Raw genomic sequence first — 16559 nt, forward strand, 5'->3', positions numbered from 1 at the left:
GAAGCTTTCGAGGACCGTTTCGGCTTGGTGGCCGTTTCGCCGCCCTTGTCGCCATCCAGGTCGGGTTCCGCCTCGATCGCGACCTCTTCCTTCTTCGGCTTCAGCGGTGCACCGTCCGGGATCGCCTCGAGGATGAGCCCGGTCGAACCGTCGTCCTTCTTGCCGGTCGTCACATGCACGACGCCGCCCTTCTTGAGCTTGCCAAACAGGATCTCGTTGGCGAGTTCCTTCTTGATATGCTCCTGAATGACGCGGGCGAGCGGACGCGCGCCCATCTTCTCGTCGTAGCCCTTCTCGGCCAGCCAGGCGATCGCGTCCTCTTCGAGGTCGAAGGTGACGTTGCGCTCGGACAGCTGGGCCTCCAGCTGCATGATGAACTTCTGCACGACCTGATGGATGATCGTCGTCGGCAGCGGGGCAAACGGGATCGTCGCATCGAGACGGTTGCGGAACTCCGGCGTGAACAGGCGGTTGAGCGCCTCTTCGTCCTCGCCGGTGCGTCTGGACGAACCGAAACCGATCGCCGACTTCGACATTTCCGACGCGCCCGCATTGGTCGTCATGATCAGGATGACGTTGCGGAAGTCGATCTTCTTGCCGTTGTGGTCGGTCAACGAACCGTGGTCCATGACCTGCAGCAGGATGTTGAAGATGTCCGGATGCGCCTTCTCGATTTCATCAAGCAGCACAACCGAATGCGGATGCTGGTCGACGCTGTCGGTCAGGAGCCCGCCCTGGTCGAAGCCGACATAGCCGGGAGGTGCGCCGAGCAGTCGCGAGACCGTATGGCGTTCCATGTATTCCGACATGTCGAAGCGCAAGAGTTCGACGCCCAGCGACGACGCCAACTGCTTGGCGACCTCGGTCTTGCCCACCCCGGTCGGACCGGAGAAGACATAGGCGCCGATCGGCTTGTTCGGTTCGCGCAGGCCGGCACGGGCCAGCTTGATCGAGGTCGACAGTGCCTCGATCGCCTTGTCCTGGCCGTAGACGACGGAGCGCAGTTCCTGCTCGAGATTGGCAAGCACCATCTCGTCGTCCTTCGACACCGTCTTCGGCGGGATGCGGGCCATAGTCGCGATCGTCGCCTCGATCTCCTTCTCGGTGATCATCTTGCGGCGGCGCGAGGCCGGCAGCAGCATCTGGGCGGCACCGGTCTCGTCGATCACGTCGATGGCCTTGTCCGGCAGCTTGCGATCGGAGATGTAGCGCGCCGACAGCTCGACGGCCGCCTTGATCGCCTCGTTCGTGTAACGAAGGTTGTGATACTCTTCGAAATACGGCTTCAGTCCCTTCATGATGGCGACGGCATCGTCGATCGACGGTTCGTTGACGTCGATCTTCTGGAAGCGACGCACCAGGGCCCGGTCCTTCTCGAAGAACTGGCGGTACTCCTTGTAGGTGGTCGAGCCGATGCAGCGGATCGCCCCGGAGGACAGAGCCGGCTTCAGGAGGTTCGATGCATCCATCGCACCGCCCGAGGTAGCGCCGGCGCCAATGACCGTATGGATCTCGTCGATGAACAGCACGGCGCCCGGGAACTCCTCGAGCTCCTTGACGACCTGCTTCAGCCGCTCCTCGAAATCGCCGCGGTAACGCGTGCCGGCCAGCAGTGTGCCCATGTCGAGCGAGAAGATGGTCGCATCTTCCAGCGCTTCCGGCACCTTGCCTTCGACGATCCGCTTGGCCAGGCCCTCGGCAATCGCCGTCTTGCCGACACCGGGATCACCGACGTAGAGCGGGTTGTTCTTCGACCGGCGGCACAAGACCTGAATCGTCCGGTTGACTTCGGCCTCGCGGCCGATCAGCGGATCGATCTTGCCCTTCAGCGCCTTCTCGTTGAGGTTGACGCAATAGGCCTTCAGCGCATCCTGCTGCTTCTTCGGACCGTCTTCGTCGCTGGAACGGGATGCCGACGGCTTGCTTTCGGCAGGACCGTCATCGGCACCGCGCGGCGCACGCGGCTGGGAGGCGCCGGGGCGCTTGCCGATGCCGTGCGAGATGTAGTTGACCGCGTCGTAGCGGGTCATCTCCTGTTCCTGCAGGAAGAAGGCCGCATGGCTTTCCCGCTCGGCGAAGATGGCGACGAGGACGTTGGCGCCGGTCACCTCTTCCCGTCCGGAGGACTGGACGTGAATGACGGCGCGCTGGATCACCCGCTGGAAGCCGGCGGTCGGTTTGGAATCCTCGTCATATCCGGTGATCAGATTGGCGAGTTCGGTGTCGACATAGTCGACAAGTGTCTTTCGAAGGGTGTCGAGATTGACATTGCAGGCACCCATGACCGCTGACGCATCCGGATCGTCTATCAAGGCGAGAAGCAGATGCTCGAGCGTCGCGTATTCCTGATGACGCTCGTTTGCGTAGGTCAGTGCCTGATGCAGTGCCTTTTCCAGGCTCGGCGAAAATGTTGGCACGCTTGGTTCCTCACTTCTTTTCCATGACACATTGCAGCGGATGCTGGTGCTGGCGGGCGAAGTCCATCACCTGACTGACTTTGGTCTCAGCGATTTCGTAGGTAAAGACGCCGCATTCTCCGACTCCGTGATTGTGGACATGAAGCATGATTATGGTCGCGCTCTCCCGGTCCTTCTGGAAGAACCGTTCGAGAATGTGGATGACGAACTCCATGGGGGTGTAGTCGTCATTGAGAAGAAGAACGCGATACAGACTGGGTTTCTTGGTCTTTGGTTTGGTCTTGGTGATGACAGAGGTGCCGCGCCCCGCGCCGTCGCCGCGGCCATCGTCATCTTGTTGCATAAGGATCGGCTCAGCGATCATTCTATCACTTTCCTGTTGGCGCAAGATCGGCCGCCATGATGGCCGCCGTGCAAATCATCCTATTAACTTAGATCATTGCCGCGAAATTTTAAGTCCCCAATTCTGCGGTGCAAACATATTTGAACGCGGATCGCTGCAATTCGCGCCTTCGGGGCCTTCCGGAACGCCGAGAGGCCGGTCGCGTTTCAGCAACCGGCCTCTCGAACGAGATCCGTAGATATTATTTCTGTCGGCCTTCTCAGGCGGCGACGGCTTCCTCGGCCTTGGCGACAGCGCTCTCGTAAGGCTTGTAGGCAGCCTTGGCGAGATCGGCGTACATTTCGCTCATCTTGGTCGACTGGGCGACGAAGCCTTCATAAGAGGACTTCACGAAGCTCGTCTGCAGTTCCATGGCAGCCTCGATGCTGCGCGTGCCGGCAAGCGCCTCGATATGGGCGACGCCGTCCTGGAAAGACTTCTTGGAATAATCGGCGGCTTCCGCAGCGATACCCTGAAAGCCCTTGGTGATGTCCGAATAGGTCTTCAGCATCGCGTCCATGGCTTCCTTGCCCTTCAGGCTTGCTTCCTCGAAATTATACATGATGCAGTTCCTTCCGATAACGACTGTTGCTGAAAGAATTAGTGCGTCGCACAATGAATGTCAAGATTTTTGTGCGATGCAGCAATTCAATTGAACGCCATTTCACACCCGGCCATTGTCCGAATGGCCTGCGTCAGGATGATGACGCTGGCGCTCCGAAAACCTCTTTTTTGCGGGGTCTCGCCAGCTACAAGATGCCGCATGGCGAAACCAGCAGCCCGAGACCGAAAACGCCGAAAGCCGGTGGCATGGCCACCGGCTTTCGGGTTCGTTTCGTCCGTGACTGAACGGCGACGCGCCGCTCAGAGATCGATGTCGAGGATCGCCATCGAGAAATTGTAGGAAAGATCACCATCCTCGTCGTCCCGGAAGACGACGCCGAGGAACTCTTCGCCGAGATAGACTTCCGCCGAGTCGTCCTTGCGCGGGCGCGCTTTGACCACCATCGTCGGATTGAAATTGCTCTTGAAATAGGCGTCGAGCTTCTTGATCTCTTCAGGTTTCACTGAATCTTCTCCATCGAGGTCCACAGATTTGCCGCGCTTCTCGCATGCAGGTTGCAGGCTGTAAAGGCCCGATCGAGCGAAGTGAGCAAAAGCGGCGACGCACTCAGTCGCACGGCAGGTGCGTCTGGTCCATCGACCGCGACGGTTCCGAGCACCCCGCCTCGCCGACCACCTTGGCCGGAACGCCGGCGACCGTCGTGCTGGGCGGAACGGCCTTCAGGACCACGGATCCCGACGCAATGCGCGAGCAGCAGCCGATCTCGATGTTGCCGAGCACCTTGGCGCCGGCACCGATCAGCACGCCATTGCCGATCTTCGGATGGCGGTCACCGCTTTCCTTGCCGGTGCCGCCAAGCGTGACGTCCTGCAGGATGGAGACATTGTCGCCGATGACGGCGGTGGACCCGACCACCAGCCCCGTCGCGTGATCGAGGAAGATGCCCTTGCCCATGCGCGCCGCCGGATTGATATCCGTCTGGAAGACGCTCGAGGAACGGGACTGCAGATAGAGCGCGAAATCGCGGCGTCCCTTGTTCCAGAGCCAGTGCGCCAGACGATGCGTCTGGATCGCATGGAAGCCCTTGAAGTAGAGGACCGGCTCGAGAAAGCGCGTGCAGGCCGGGTCGCGGTCGTAGACGGCCTGGATGTCGACCCGGAGGATGCTGCTCCATTCCGGTTCCTCGGCGAGCATTTCCTCAAACGTCTGGCGCAGGAGCGTCGCCTGGATGTCCGGATGATCGAGACGCTCGCAGATGCGATAGATCACGCAATCCTCGAGGCTCTTGTGATTGAGAACCGTCGAATAGAGGAAGGCCGTCAGCACGGGATCGCCGAGCGCGGCGGAACTTGCCTCCTGGCGCATGCTATCCCAGATCGGGTCCATCGACTTGACCTGTTCGGCCCTGCGGGCCTCGTGTGTTGCGACCATCGGTCGTCTCCTTGCTGGCAACGAGCATCGGCTCAATATAGAGGACGCCGGGCCTTTTACAAATAGGCGGCCGCAACGCGATTAACGGCCGGTTTCCGCATTGGCATCGCGTCCGTCGCGATGCGCTGATGTCACTAGCCGGAGACGCGCTCCAGAAACTCCAGAACGGCCTTCTTGAACACCTTGTCGCCGACGGCCAGCATGTGATCGCGGCCGGGAATGTCGAGCGCCACAGCATTCGGGATCAGGTCGGCAAGCTCCTGAGCCGAGCCGGCGATATCGTCCTTCGTGCCGACGCCGATCAGGACCGGCAAGTCGAGCTTTGCGATCTTCTCGCGGGAGACGAGATCGCGCGACGTGGCAATGCAGGCGGCGAGCGCGAGCCGGTCGCTCTTCGTCTGGTCGGCGAAGGCGCGGAACATGCGCCCGCGTTCATGCGTGACGTCGTCGAGAGAGGGGGCGAGCAAGGCATCGGCGATCGGATCCCAGTCCCCTACCCCGTCGCACATGCCGATGCCGAGGCCGCCGAAGATGACCGAGCGCAGCCGGTGCGGATCGGAGAGCGCCAGGAAGGCGGAAATACGCGCGCCCATGGAATAGCCCATGACATGCGCCTGGTGAATGCCGAGATGATCGAGAAGCGCCAGCGCGTCGCCGGCCATCATCTGCGGATGATAGACCTCCGGCTCATGCGGCTTGTCGCTGCGGCCATGGCCGCGATTATCGAGCGCGATCACCCGGTAGCCGGCATCGCCAAGTGTCTTCAGCCAGCCCGGATGCACCCAGTTGACCGTCGCAGTCGAGGCGAAACCATGGATGAGCAGGATCGGCTCGCCGCTCGCATCGCCCTCATCGAAATAGGCGATGTTCAGGCCGTCGTGGACGAAGGAGGAAAAGCTCGGCGCATTCAGGTTCATGGCGTATCGGGGGCTCCGGTCTTGACGCTCTGACCGCTCACATCGGCCAGCGCATGGAAGATGCGGTGAAAAACCACGGCGATGACGCGATTTCAACCCTACACATTTCAAATGATCGGCGATAATGTCCGCCGCAATCGATAACCGCTACGGAGACCATCATGGCCGGCCACTCAATTCCGCACTTCCAGAACGACGGCGGATACCGCGAAATCCAGATCGGCGTGAAGGAATTCATGTGCACGGGCGCGTCCGTTCCCTTCGACCACCCGCACATCTTCATCGACATGGGCGACGACAACGAGAAGGTCTGCTCGTACTGCTCGACGCTCTACAAGTACAATCCGGCGCTCAAGGCGGAAGAAACCGTTCCGGCCGGCTGCACCTTTCACATGAACGCCGCCTGACAGACAGGCTGGCACCCGGCCGCGTGGCGCCTGCCCCAGCGCCCCCGGCCGTGAAAAAGAGAACGGCGGCATTTCCATGACCATAAAATCCGCATTGATCGCCGGCGCCGGCATTGCCGGCCTGACCTCGGCGCTTGCACTTGCGCGCGCCGGCATAGCCTCGCGCATCATCGAACAGGCCGAAGAGCTCCAAGAGGTCGGCGCCGGCCTGCAGATCTCGCCGAACGCCTCCCGGCTGCTGGCCGAGGTCGGCGTGCTGCAGCGTCTGGAGACCCGATGGCTGGAGCCGGAGGCGATCAGGCTGGTCTCCGGCCAGAGCCTGAGCACGCTCGCAACCGTGCCGCTCGGCGCGTCCGGACGCAGCCGCTGGGGCGCCCCCTACGGCGTCCTGCACCGCGCGACGCTGCAAAAGGCGCTCGTCGAAGCCGTTCTGGAAAATCCCCTATGCCGGCTCGAGCTCGGCCACCGACTGGAACCGGAGACGCTTGAGGGCGCGATGGCGGAGAGCGGCGCGGAGCTCCTCATCGGAGCCGACGGCGTCTGGTCGCGGGTCAGAAGCCGCGTGCCCGGCGCGCCTATCCCGCGCTTCTCCGGCAATGTCGCCTGGCGCTTCGTCGTGCCCGCCGATCAGGCCCCGGAAGTGCTGAGGCGCGATTCGGTGACCGCCCTGCTCGGCCCGTCCGCCCATCTCGTCTGCTACCCGCTGAAGGAAAGCGGCGGCTTCAACCTCGTCGCCATCACCTCCGGCATCAATCCCGGCGAGACCTGGAACGCCCCAAGCGACCCGGCCGGCCGGTTATTGATGGAGACCGCATTCAAGAGCTGGCATCCGACGATCCGCAAACTTCTTGACGATGGCGAATGGCCGGTCTTCTGGCCATTGAACGAGGTCGGCTCCGGCCGCTGGCAGAACGGTAGCGATACCGTGCTGATCGGCGATGCTGCCCATGCGATGATGCCGTTTGCCGCCCAGGGCGCCGCGATGGCGATTGAGGATGCCTTCGAACTGGCCGCCCTCCTCGCCCGCCTGCAGCTTGGACCGGCACTTGCCACCTTCGAGAGCCAGCGACGGGAGCGTGCGACGAAACTCTCACGGCGCGCCGCCTTCAACAAGTTCGCCTATCATGCGACCGGTCCCGTCCGCTTCGGACGCGACCTGGTCCTTTCCATGCGATCGCCGGAGTCGCTTGCCGGAGATCTCGACTGGATTTACGGCTACCGGATCGGGGGCTGAGCGCCCCCGAAGCCTTCAGACGGCGGCAGCGGCTGCGGCAAGCCCGGCCTCGATGTCCTTCCTGATGTCGGCGACATCTTCCAGACCGATCTGCAGGCGCAGAACCGGGCCTTCCGTCGGCCCCTTGCGGATCGTGCGGTCTGACAGGTTCACGTGCACGGCCAGGCTTTCAAACCCGCCCCAGGAATAGCCGAGACCGAACAGGCGCAGCGCGTCGAGGAAGGCATGCGCCTTCGCCTTGAAGCGGTCGGGGTTATCGGCAGCCAGCACGACGGAGAAGATGCCGCTTGCGCCGGTAAAATCCCGCTTCCAGATCTCATGGCCGGGGAAGCTCTCCAGCGCCGGGTGCAGGACCCGCGCCACGTCGTCGCGCGTCTCCAGCCAGCGGGCGATCTCCAATGCGCTTTCCTGATGACGTTCGAGCCTGATGCCCATCGTCCTCAGGCCGCGCAGGATCTGGTAGGCGTCGTCGGGCGCCGCGCACATGCCGAGCGAGAAGTTGCCTTCCCAGAGCGTGGCCCAGCATTCCTTATTGGCCGACACCGTGCCGAACAGGACGTCGGAATGGCCGGACGGATATTTGGTCGCCGCGTGAATGGAAATGTCGACGCCATGGTCGAGCGGACGGAAATAGAGAGGCGTCGCCCAGGTATTGTCCATGGTCACCACCGCACCGTGGCGGTGGGCTACGGCCGAAATCGCGCCGATGTCCTGCATCTCGAATGTGTTGGAGCCCGGCGCTTCGGTGTGGACGAGCTTGGTATTCGCACGCATCAGCGATTCGATGCCGGCGCCGATTTCCGGATCGTAGTACTCGGCCTCGACGCCCAGACGCTTGAGCATCGTGTCGCAGAAATGGCGGGTCGGACCATAGACCGAATCAACGATCAGCGCGTGGTCGCCGGCCGACAGGAAGGCGAGAAACGGCACGGTGACGGCGGCGAGGCCCGACGGCAGCAGGATCGTGCCCTCGGAGCCTTCCAGCTCGTTGATCGCATCGGCCAGCGCATCGGAGGTCGGCGTGCCGCGCGTGCCGTAGGTGTATTTCTGCCCGCGCGTTTCCATGGTGCGCGCATCCGGAAACAAGACCGTCGAAGCGTGCACGACCGGCGGATTGACGAATCCATGGAACTCGCGCGGATTATGTCCGCTGTGCGCCAGGCGCGTGTTGATGCCAGCGCCTTCCATCTTTGACTTCATATCGTTCATCGGGGGGTCTGCCTATCGTTCAAAAACTGTGGATATGGGGAGGATTTCGACGCCAGACATGGCCCGGATGAACAATCCCGTCAAGCACGACATGTCCCGGAAAACTGCCGTTACGTCAGTCAATCCGGAAAGGCCCCGTTGTCACTTTTTTATGCAGCAAACTGCCTCATATGGCACTTTTTGCCCGTTTTCCGGCCTGTTTTTACCAAAAGCCGCAATTGCGAAGACGATTTTTTAGATAAGGGTTGACCCTCAGCATTTTTTACGACTGTGATAGCGATACTCGCACCGGGAGGTTTCGCGAGACGTGCAGGGCTGGTCTGGAAACATGGATCGGTTTTGCGCCAAAACAGTCTTAAGACAACAGACAAACATAAGGTTGGGAAAAATGAAAAAGACACTTCTGTCCGCCGCTCTCGGCGCAGCAGTCTTTGGCCTCGGCGCACACGCCGCTTCTGCTGCGACGCTGGACGACGTCAAAGCCAAGGGCTTCGTGCAGTGCGGTGTAAGCCAGGGTATTCCGGGCTTCTCGAACCCGAACGATAAAGGGGAATGGTCTGGTCTCGACGTCGATTATTGCCGCGGCATCGCTGCCGCCGTCTTCGGCGACGCAACCAAGGCGAAGTTCACGCCTCTCTCCAGCAAGGACCGCTTCCCGGCCCTGCAGTCCGGCGAAGTTGACGTCCTGACGCGTAACACCACCTGGACGATCAGCCGTGACACGTCGCTCGGCTTCAACTTCCGCACCGTCAACTACTATGACGGCCAGGGCTTCATGGTGAAGAAGAGCCTCGGCGTTTCGTCGGCTCTCGAACTCTCCGGCGCCGCCGTCTGCGTTCAGACCGGCACGACGACCGAACTCAACCTCGCCGACTACTTCAAGGCCAACGGCCTCGAGTACAAGCCGGTCGTGTTCGAAAAGGAAGCCGATGCAACCGGCGCCTATGACGCCGGCCGTTGCGACGTCTACACCACCGACCAGTCGGGCCTCTATGCTATCCGCCTGACGCTCAGCAGCCCGGATGACAACATGGTTCTGCCGGAAGTCATCTCCAAGGAGCCGCTCGGCCCGGCAGTGCGCCAGGGCGACGACCAGTGGTTCGACATCGTCAGCTGGGTACACTACGCCATGGTCAATGCTGAAGAGCTCGGCATCACCTCGGCCAATGTCGACGACATGAAGGCCAACGGCAGCCCGGACATCAAGCGTATGCTTGGCTCCGAAGAAGGCACCAAGATCGGTACCGACCTCGGCGTCTCCAACGACTGGGCCTACAGCATCATCAAGCAGGTCGGTAACTACGGTGAAGTTTTCGCCCGCAACGTCGGTCCGGAAACGCCTCTGAAGATCGACCGCGGCATCAACGCGCTGTGGACCAAGGGCGGCCTGCAGTACGCTCCGCCGATCCGCTAAGACAAGTTCAGATACTGACTTGATGTGGGGAGGCAGTGGCAACGCTGCCTCCCCATGTGCAACCCGACAAGGGCAATGAAGACTCCCGCAAAGGGAGAATAAGGGGAAAAGGCAAAATGGCTGACCATGCGTTAAGCTCGCCAAACGCCGGATCCAGCAGTGGCACGTCTCTCATTTACGACCCGAAAGTCCGCGGGATTTTCTATCAGGTCGTGACCGTCGCCTTGCTGGTCCTTTTCGTCTGGACAGTGACGAACAACACCATTCACAACCTTCAGAAAGCCAATATCGCCTCAGGTTTCGGCTTCTTGAGCGGTCGCGCCGGTTTCGACATCGGCCAGCACCTGATCGACTATTCCAGCGACTCGACCTATGGACGGGCGCTGATCGTCGGCATCCTCAACACCATCCAGGTCGCGGTCTTCGGCATCATCACGGCCTCGATCATCGGCTTCCTGGTCGGCATCGGCCGGCTGTCGCACAACTGGCTGATTGCCAAGATCTGCCAGGTCTATGTGGAAATCTTCCGCAACATTCCGCCGCTCCTCGTCATCTTCTTCTGGTACAAGGGCGTTCTGGCGATCCTTCCGCAGCCGAAGGATGCCATCCAGCTTCCCTTCGACATCTTCCTCAGCAATCGCGGCTTCGCCTTTCCCAAGCCTATTTTCGGCGAGACCTTCCTGTTCGTCGTCGCGGCATTCGTGATCGGCATCATCGCGTCGATCTTCATCTCGTCCTGGGCGACGAAGCGGCAGATGGCGACCGGACAGCAGTTTCCGAAGGGTTGGACCAGTCTTGGCCTGATCATCGGCCTGCCGATCCTGGTCTTCCTCGTCCTCGGCATGCCGATCACCTTCGACATTCCCGTCGCCGGTCGATTCAACCTGCAGGGCGGATCGCTGATCGGTCCGGAATTCATGTCGCTCTATCTGGCTCTCTCCTTCTACACGGCAGCCTTCATCGCGGAAATCGTCCGTGGTGGCATCAAGGCGGTCGCCAAGGGGCAGACCGAAGCCGCCAACGCGCTCGGACTGCGGTCCGGCGTGACCACGCGACTGATCATCATCCCGCAGGCGCTCAGGATCATCATTCCGCCGCTGACCAGCCAGTACCTGAACCTCACCAAGAACTCCTCGCTTGCCGTTGCCGTAGGCTTCGCCGACGTGGTGGCCGTTGGGGGAACGATGCTGAACCAGACCGGCCAGGCCGTCGAAATCGTCGGGCTCTGGCTGCTGATCTACCTTTCCATGTCGATCAGCACGGCCATGTTCATGAACTGGTTCAACGCCAAGATGGCACTGGTGGAGAGATAAGCACATGGCTACGAATAATCTCGCCTTCGTGCGTCGCGACATGGCCCCGGCCCAGCCGGCGCCATCAAGCGTGGTCGGACCCGTCCACTGGATCCGCGAAAACCTGCTGGCAACGCCGAAGGACGTCGTTCTGACGATCGTCGCCCTGGCGCTGCTGGCCTATATCCTGCCGGGCATCATCGACTGGCTGCTGATCAATGCGGTTTGGACCGGCAGCGACCGCACCGCCTGCGCCACCATCGCGCAGGGCGGCGTCCTGCCGGACGGCCAGGCCGGCGCCTGCTGGGCCTTCGTCGGCGCGAAGTTCCAGCAGTTCATCTTCGGGCGCTACCCGTTCGACGAACGCTGGCGGCCGATCCTGGTCATGGCGATGTTCGTCGTGCTGCTGATCCCGATGCTCATCCCGAAGGCGCCCCACAAGGGCTTGAACGCGTTCCTTCTGTTCCTGGTGCTGCCCTTCGTGTCGTTCTTCCTGCTGTCGGGCGGCTTCGGCCTCCCCCACGTGGAAACGCCGCTCTGGGGCGGTCTGATGATCACCCTGATCCTGTCCTTCTTCGGCATCGTCGTTTCGCTGCCGGTGGGCATCGTGCTTGCACTCGGGCGACGGTCGAACATGCCGGTCATCCGGCTGCTGTGCGTTGTCTTCATCGAGGTCATCCGTGGCGTGCCGCTGATCACCGTCCTGTTCATGGCGAGCGTAATGCTGCCGTTGTTCCTGCCGGACGGCTGGACCTTCGACAAGCTCCTGCGTGCGCTGATCGGCGTGTCGCTGTTCTCGTCCGCCTACATGGCGGAAGTCATCCGCGGCGGCCTGCAGGCGATCCCGAAAGGACAGTTCGAAGGTGCGGATTCCCTGGGTCTCAGCTACTGGCACAAAATGCGGCTCGTCATCCTGCCGCAGGCGCTGAAGCTGGTCATCCCGGGCATCGTCAACACCTTCATCGGTCTCTTCAAGGATACCTCCCTCGTCTCCATCATCGGTATGTTCGACCTGCTCGGCATCGTCACGCTGAACTTCTCGGACGCGAACTGGGCGACCCCTGTGACTCCGATTACCGCCTTTGTCTTTGCAGGTCTGGTCTACTGGATCTTCTGCTTCGGCATGTCTCGGTACTCGCAGTTCATGGAACGTCACCTCGACACCGGTCACAAACGCTAAAAACCTCAGGGGAATACAAATATGGCACAAGCTCAAACAACTGGCGCCGCCAAGCCCAAGACCGATACCGCCATCGAAATCATCGGCATGAACAAGTGGTACGGCGAGTTCCACGTGCTGCGCGACATCAACCTAAAGGTGACGTCGGGCGAGCGCATCGTTATCGCCGGCCCGTCGGGCTCCGGCAAGTCGACGATGATCCGCTGCATCAACCGCCTGGAAGAACACCAGAAGGGCAGAATCATCGTCGATGGCATCGAACTGACGAACGACCTGAAGAAGATCGACGAGATCCGCCGCGAAGTCGGCATGGTATTCCAGCACTTCAACCTCTTCCCGCATCTGACGATCCTGGAAAATTGCACGCTGGCGCCGATCTGGGTTCGCAAGATGCCGAAGCGCGAAGCCGAACAGATCGCCATGCACTTCCTGGAGCGCGTCAAGATCCCGGAGCAGGCCAACAAGTATCCGGGCCAGCTCTCGGGCGGCCAGCAGCAGCGCGTGGCGATCGCCCGCTCGCTGTGCATGAAGCCGAAGATCATGCTGTTCGACGAGCCGACCTCGGCGCTCGACCCGGAAATGGTCAAGGAAGTACTCGACACCATGGTCGGTCTCGCCGAGGAAGGCATGACCATGCTGTGCGTGACCCACGAAATGGGCTTTGCCCGTCAGGTCGCCGACCGGGTCATCTTCATGGACCAGGGCCAGATCGTCGAACAGAATTCGCCGGCCGAATTCTTCGACAATCCGCAGCACGAGCGCACCAAGCTCTTCCTCAGCCAGATCCTGCACTAGTTATCAGCCTGCAGTTCAGTCATGTCAGCGGGGCCCTTTACTGGCCCCGTTTTTCTTTGCGTGCAGAATGTCTGTCCCGCGCGTCCCAGCGGTTGCGGTCGTGCCTGCCTCATGCATACTGCCCCATCATCGACCCGCTCCCGGAGGCCCCATGTCGCATCACCTGAAATTCTTCATCGACGGCGCCTGGGTAGACCCCGATGAGGCACGGACGCTCGACGTCATCGATCCATCGACCGAAGAGCCTTTCACGCAGATTGCGATCGGCGGGCCCGCCGACGTCGACAAGGCCGTAGCGGCCGCCAGGGCGGCGTTCGAGACATTTGGCTACTCAGCCCGGGAAGATCGCCTCGCGCTGCTCAGGCGCATCCTCGCGGCCTATAACGACCGCTTCGAAGACATCGCCCGGGCGGTCAGCCAGGAAATGGGCGCGCCGCTTGCCTTTGCGCGCGACAGCCAGGCCTGGGCCGGCCGCGCCCATCTGGAGGCAACCATCGCCGCCTTCGAGTCCATGCACTTTTCGGAGAGCATCGGCACGACGACCGTGCTGCGCGAACCGATCGGCGTCTGTGCCTTGATCACGCCGTGGAACTGGCCGTTGAACCAGATCGTCTGCAAGGTCGCCCCCGCAATCGCCGCCGGCTGCACCGTAGTGCTGAAACCGTCCGAGATCGCGCCGGTCAGCGGCATCATCTTCGCCGAGGTCATGGAAGCCGCTGGGACGCCCAAGGGTGTTTTCAATCTCATCAACGGCACCGGCCCCGATGTCGGCCAGGTGATGGCAGGTCACCCGGACGTGGACATGGTCTCCTTCACCGGCTCGACGCGGGCCGGCATCATCGTCGCCCGAACGGCGGCCGACACCGTCAAGCGGGTCGCGCAGGAGCTTGGCGGCAAATCGGCCAACATCATCCTGCCGGACGCCGACTTCGACACTGCCGTCACCGAGGGCGTAAAGGGCTGCTTCGGCAATTCCGGGCAGTCCTGCGATGCGCCGACGCGCATGCTGGTGCCGAAGGAGCGGCACGACGAAGCGCTTGCGATCGCCAAGGTGGCCGCGGAGGCGTTCACCACCGGAGACCCACGCAAGGATGGGACCGATCTTGGCCCCGTCGTCAGCCATGTGCAGTACGACAAGATCCAGCGGCTGATTGAGACAGGCATCGCCGAAGGCGCAACGCTGGTGACCGGCGGCCCCGGCCGACCGGAAGGCCTCAATCGCGGCTATTACATCCGGCCGACGGTCTTTGGCCACGTCACCCCCGACATGACGATCGCCCGCGAGGAGATTTTCGGACCGGTGCTCTCGATCCTCTCCTACGAGGACGAAGAGGACGCGATCCGGATCGCCAACGACACGGTCTACGGGCTCGCCGCCTATGTCCAGTCCGGCGACATCGACCATGCCCGCGCGGTGGCCAGGCGCATGCGGGCCGGTTCGGTCTACCTGAACTATCCCGACTGGGACACGTTCGCTCCCTTCGGCGGCTACAAGCAGTCCGGCAATGGGCGCGAATATGCCGGCTGGGGCATTCACGACTTCCTGGAGATCAAGGGCGTCGTCGGCTGGGGATCGTGACGCCTCGGAGGATGGTCCGGGCGGCTACGCTGCCGCTCGGGATTCCCTCACCAGTCGACGACTGCAGTTCCTGTCCTAGCCAGATTTTCGGCTGCCGGCATATGACCGTCATACAATCCCGCTAGATCACGGCGAGCAACGGGATATGGTGGCGTCGATCATATTGCATCGCAGCATGATTCTTGTTGATATGTGGGGGAATCACATTGTCAGGCACGGACACCACCATGAACCGATATGATCTCGTCGTCATCGGCAGCGGACCGGCAGGACGCCGCGCCGCCATCCAGGCCGCCAAGCTCGGCAAGGATGTGATTGTCGTCGAACAGGGCCGCCGCGTCGGCGGCGTGTCGGTCCATACCGGCACCATTCCATCGAAGACGCTCCGAGAAACGGCGCTCAACCTGACCGGCTGGCGCGAGCGCGGCTTCTATGGCCGCTCCTACCGGGTCAAGCAGGAGATCAGCGCCGACGACCTGCGCATGCGCCTCCTGAAGACGCTCGACTACGAAGTCGAGGTGCTGGAGCATCAGTTTGCCCGCAACCATGTCCATCACCTGCGCGGGCGCGCGCATTTCGTCGATCCGCACACGCTGGAGATCGAGAAGACCGATGGCGAGATCCAGCGGGTCGAGGGCAAGGCGATCCTGCTGGCGATCGGCACGCGGCCGTTTCGGCCGGACTATATCCCCTTCGATCACGACGCCATCATCGACAGCGACGAACTGCTGGAGTTGAAGACCCTGCCCCGCTCGCTTGCGGTCATCGGCGCCGGCGTCATCGGCATCGAATATGCGACGATCTTCTCGGCCCTCGATGTGCAGGTCACGCTGATCGAACCGCGCCAGACGATGCTCGATTTCATCGACAGGGAAATCGTCAACGACTTCGTCTACCAGCTGCGCGACCGCAACATGAAGCTGATGCTCGGCGAGACCGCCGAGAAGATCGAGCGCGAACCAGGCGGGAAATGCCGGATCACGCTGAAGACCGGGCGGCTGATCACCACCGACATGGTGCTGTTTGCCGCCGGCCGCATGGGCGCGACCGACACGATCGGCCTCGAGGCGGCGGGCCTGACGGCCGACAGCCGCGGCCGGCTGAAGGTCAATCCCACGACCTTCCAGACGGACGTGCCGCACATCTACGCCGCCGGCGACGTGGTCGGCTTTCCGTCGCTTGCCTCGACCTCGATGGAACAGGGGCGCATTGCGGCCCGCCATGCGGTCGGCGCCAGCCATGCCGACCCGCCGCATTATTTCCCCTACGGCATCTATGCCGTGCCGGAGATTTCCACCTGCGGGCTGACGGAAGAAGAGGTCAAGGAACGCAACATTCCCTATGAATGCGGCATCGCCCGCTTCCGCGAGACCTCGCGCGGCCACATCATGGGGCTCGACACCGGCCTCCTGAAGCTGATCTTCTCGCTGAAGACGCGGCGGCTGCTCGGCGTTCACATCGTCGGCGAAGGCGCCACGGAGCTCGTCCATATCGGCCAGGCAGTCCTGAACCTCAAGGGAACGGTCGAATACTTCGTCGAGAACACCTTCAACTATCCGACGCTCGCGGAGGCCTACAAGATTGCCGGCCTCGACGCCTGGAACCGCATGGGCGAGCTGCGCGACGAGGCCAAGGCGGCGGAATAGCCCGGATCGCGGGCCGGCCTCTCGGCGACGTGACGACATGAAAACGGCCTCCCGCATTCGGGAGGCCGTTTCGCATTGGAACTGTAGAGTT

General features: G+C 62.0%; 15 protein-coding genes and 1 pseudogene. 9 read left to right on the forward strand and 7 right to left on the reverse strand.

The window, feature by feature from the left end:
• Positions 1-5: 5 nt before the first annotated feature.
• The 3 genes and pseudogenes from clpA to ACU5AZ_RS01495 form a co-directional block, all read right to left on the reverse strand.
• A pseudogene (gene clpA, locus ACU5AZ_RS01485) lies at positions 6-2417 on the reverse strand (ATP-dependent Clp protease ATP-binding subunit ClpA); the annotation flags it as partial.
• Between the two features lie 10 nt (positions 2418-2427).
• Positions 2428-2781 (reverse strand): ATP-dependent Clp protease adapter ClpS, encoded by a 354-nt coding sequence (gene clpS, locus ACU5AZ_RS01490; protein WP_261930222.1) that lies wholly within the window; start codon positions 2779-2781, stop codon positions 2428-2430.
• A gap of 238 nt (positions 2782-3019) precedes the next feature.
• Positions 3020-3361: a phasin family protein gene (locus ACU5AZ_RS01495; RefSeq protein ID WP_446824312.1), complete on the reverse strand. Its 342-nt coding sequence runs from the start codon at positions 3359-3361 to the stop codon at positions 3020-3022.
• A gap of 53 nt (positions 3362-3414) precedes the next feature.
• Here ACU5AZ_RS01495 and ACU5AZ_RS01500 point away from each other — a divergent pair, with 53 nt between their 5' ends.
• Entirely contained in the window at positions 3415-3648 is a 234-nt protein-coding gene (locus tag ACU5AZ_RS01500; RefSeq protein WP_446824313.1) for a hypothetical protein, read from the forward strand.
• A gap of 15 nt (positions 3649-3663) precedes the next feature.
• Here ACU5AZ_RS01500 and ACU5AZ_RS01505 read toward each other — a convergent pair whose 3' ends face one another.
• The 3 genes from ACU5AZ_RS01505 to ACU5AZ_RS01515 form a co-directional block, all read right to left on the reverse strand.
• Positions 3664-3867 (reverse strand): DUF3126 family protein, encoded by a 204-nt coding sequence (locus ACU5AZ_RS01505; RefSeq protein WP_261930224.1) that lies wholly within the window; start codon positions 3865-3867, stop codon positions 3664-3666.
• 103 nt (positions 3868-3970) lie between these two features.
• Positions 3971-4795: a serine O-acetyltransferase gene (gene cysE / locus ACU5AZ_RS01510; protein ID WP_446824314.1), complete on the reverse strand. Its 825-nt coding sequence runs from the start codon at positions 4793-4795 to the stop codon at positions 3971-3973.
• 134 nt (positions 4796-4929) lie between these two features.
• A complete protein-coding gene (locus ACU5AZ_RS01515; protein ID WP_446824315.1) occupies positions 4930-5712 on the reverse strand; it encodes an alpha/beta fold hydrolase in 783 nt (260 codons plus the stop codon).
• A 161-nt stretch (positions 5713-5873) separates the two neighbouring features.
• Between ACU5AZ_RS01515 and ACU5AZ_RS01520 the strand changes: the two genes are divergently transcribed.
• On the forward strand, positions 5874-6119 hold the full coding sequence (locus tag ACU5AZ_RS01520) for a zinc-finger domain-containing protein (protein ID WP_446824316.1): 246 nt from the start codon (positions 5874-5876) through the stop codon (positions 6117-6119).
• Between the two features lie 76 nt (positions 6120-6195).
• The gene (locus tag ACU5AZ_RS01525) at positions 6196-7353 is read left to right on the forward strand and encodes an FAD-dependent monooxygenase (RefSeq protein WP_446824317.1); all 1158 of its coding nucleotides are present in this window, start codon (positions 6196-6198) and stop codon (positions 7351-7353) included.
• Between the two features lie 15 nt (positions 7354-7368).
• Here the strand turns inward: ACU5AZ_RS01525 and ACU5AZ_RS01530 are convergent, their stop codons facing one another.
• Entirely contained in the window at positions 7369-8562 is a 1194-nt protein-coding gene (locus ACU5AZ_RS01530) for a cystathionine beta-lyase (protein WP_446824318.1), read from the reverse strand.
• Positions 8563-8950: 388 nt separating this feature from the next.
• On the opposite strand from ACU5AZ_RS01530, the gene ACU5AZ_RS01535 reads away from it, so the two are divergent.
• From ACU5AZ_RS01535 to sthA, 6 genes are all read left to right on the forward strand, one after another.
• Positions 8951-9976 carry an amino acid ABC transporter substrate-binding protein gene (locus ACU5AZ_RS01535; protein ID WP_446824319.1) on the forward strand — a complete coding sequence of 342 codons (1026 nt, stop codon included), beginning with the start codon at positions 8951-8953 and terminating at the stop codon, positions 9974-9976.
• Positions 9977-10092: 116 nt separating this feature from the next.
• Positions 10093-11289, forward strand: a complete 1197-nt coding sequence (locus ACU5AZ_RS01540) for an amino acid ABC transporter permease (RefSeq protein WP_446824320.1) — start codon at positions 10093-10095, stop codon at positions 11287-11289.
• A 4-nt stretch (positions 11290-11293) separates the two neighbouring features.
• Entirely contained in the window at positions 11294-12448 is a 1155-nt protein-coding gene (locus ACU5AZ_RS01545; protein WP_446824321.1) for an amino acid ABC transporter permease, read from the forward strand.
• A gap of 21 nt (positions 12449-12469) precedes the next feature.
• The gene (locus ACU5AZ_RS01550) at positions 12470-13243 is read left to right on the forward strand and encodes an amino acid ABC transporter ATP-binding protein (protein WP_446824322.1); all 774 of its coding nucleotides are present in this window, start codon (positions 12470-12472) and stop codon (positions 13241-13243) included.
• Positions 13244-13394: 151 nt separating this feature from the next.
• Positions 13395-14822, forward strand: coding sequence for an aldehyde dehydrogenase family protein (locus ACU5AZ_RS01555; protein WP_446824323.1), 1428 nt, complete (start codon positions 13395-13397; stop codon positions 14820-14822).
• A gap of 227 nt (positions 14823-15049) precedes the next feature.
• Positions 15050-16468, forward strand: a complete 1419-nt coding sequence (gene sthA / locus ACU5AZ_RS01560) for a Si-specific NAD(P)(+) transhydrogenase (RefSeq protein ID WP_446824324.1) — start codon at positions 15050-15052, stop codon at positions 16466-16468.
• Positions 16469-16559: the final 91 nt, after the last annotated feature.

It is taken from the genome of Rhizobium sp. PAMB 3182 (genome assembly GCF_052908355.1).

Coding starts and splice junctions, on each gene's coding strand:
- ACU5AZ_RS01500 (WP_446824313.1), top strand. CDS start 3,415: ATGAATGTCAAGATTTTTGTGCGATGCAGCAATTCAATTGAACGCCAT.
- cysE (WP_446824314.1), bottom strand. CDS start 4,795: ATGGTCGCAACACACGAGGCCCGCAGGGCCGAACAGGTCAAGTCGATG.
- ACU5AZ_RS01540 (WP_446824320.1), top strand. CDS start 10,093: ATGGCTGACCATGCGTTAAGCTCGCCAAACGCCGGATCCAGCAGTGGC.
- ACU5AZ_RS01515 (WP_446824315.1), bottom strand. CDS start 5,712: ATGAACCTGAATGCGCCGAGCTTTTCCTCCTTCGTCCACGACGGCCTG.
- ACU5AZ_RS01520 (WP_446824316.1), top strand. CDS start 5,874: ATGGCCGGCCACTCAATTCCGCACTTCCAGAACGACGGCGGATACCGC.
- ACU5AZ_RS01495 (WP_446824312.1), bottom strand. CDS start 3,361: ATGTATAATTTCGAGGAAGCAAGCCTGAAGGGCAAGGAAGCCATGGAC.
- sthA (WP_446824324.1), top strand. CDS start 15,050: ATGAACCGATATGATCTCGTCGTCATCGGCAGCGGACCGGCAGGACGC.
- ACU5AZ_RS01530 (WP_446824318.1), bottom strand. CDS start 8,562: ATGAACGATATGAAGTCAAAGATGGAAGGCGCTGGCATCAACACGCGC.
- ACU5AZ_RS01525 (WP_446824317.1), top strand. CDS start 6,196: ATGACCATAAAATCCGCATTGATCGCCGGCGCCGGCATTGCCGGCCTG.
- clpS (WP_261930222.1), bottom strand. CDS start 2,781: ATGATCGCTGAGCCGATCCTTATGCAACAAGATGACGATGGCCGCGGC.
- ACU5AZ_RS01550 (WP_446824322.1), top strand. CDS start 12,470: ATGGCACAAGCTCAAACAACTGGCGCCGCCAAGCCCAAGACCGATACC.
- ACU5AZ_RS01535 (WP_446824319.1), top strand. CDS start 8,951: ATGAAAAAGACACTTCTGTCCGCCGCTCTCGGCGCAGCAGTCTTTGGC.
- ACU5AZ_RS01545 (WP_446824321.1), top strand. CDS start 11,294: ATGGCTACGAATAATCTCGCCTTCGTGCGTCGCGACATGGCCCCGGCC.
- ACU5AZ_RS01555 (WP_446824323.1), top strand. CDS start 13,395: ATGTCGCATCACCTGAAATTCTTCATCGACGGCGCCTGGGTAGACCCC.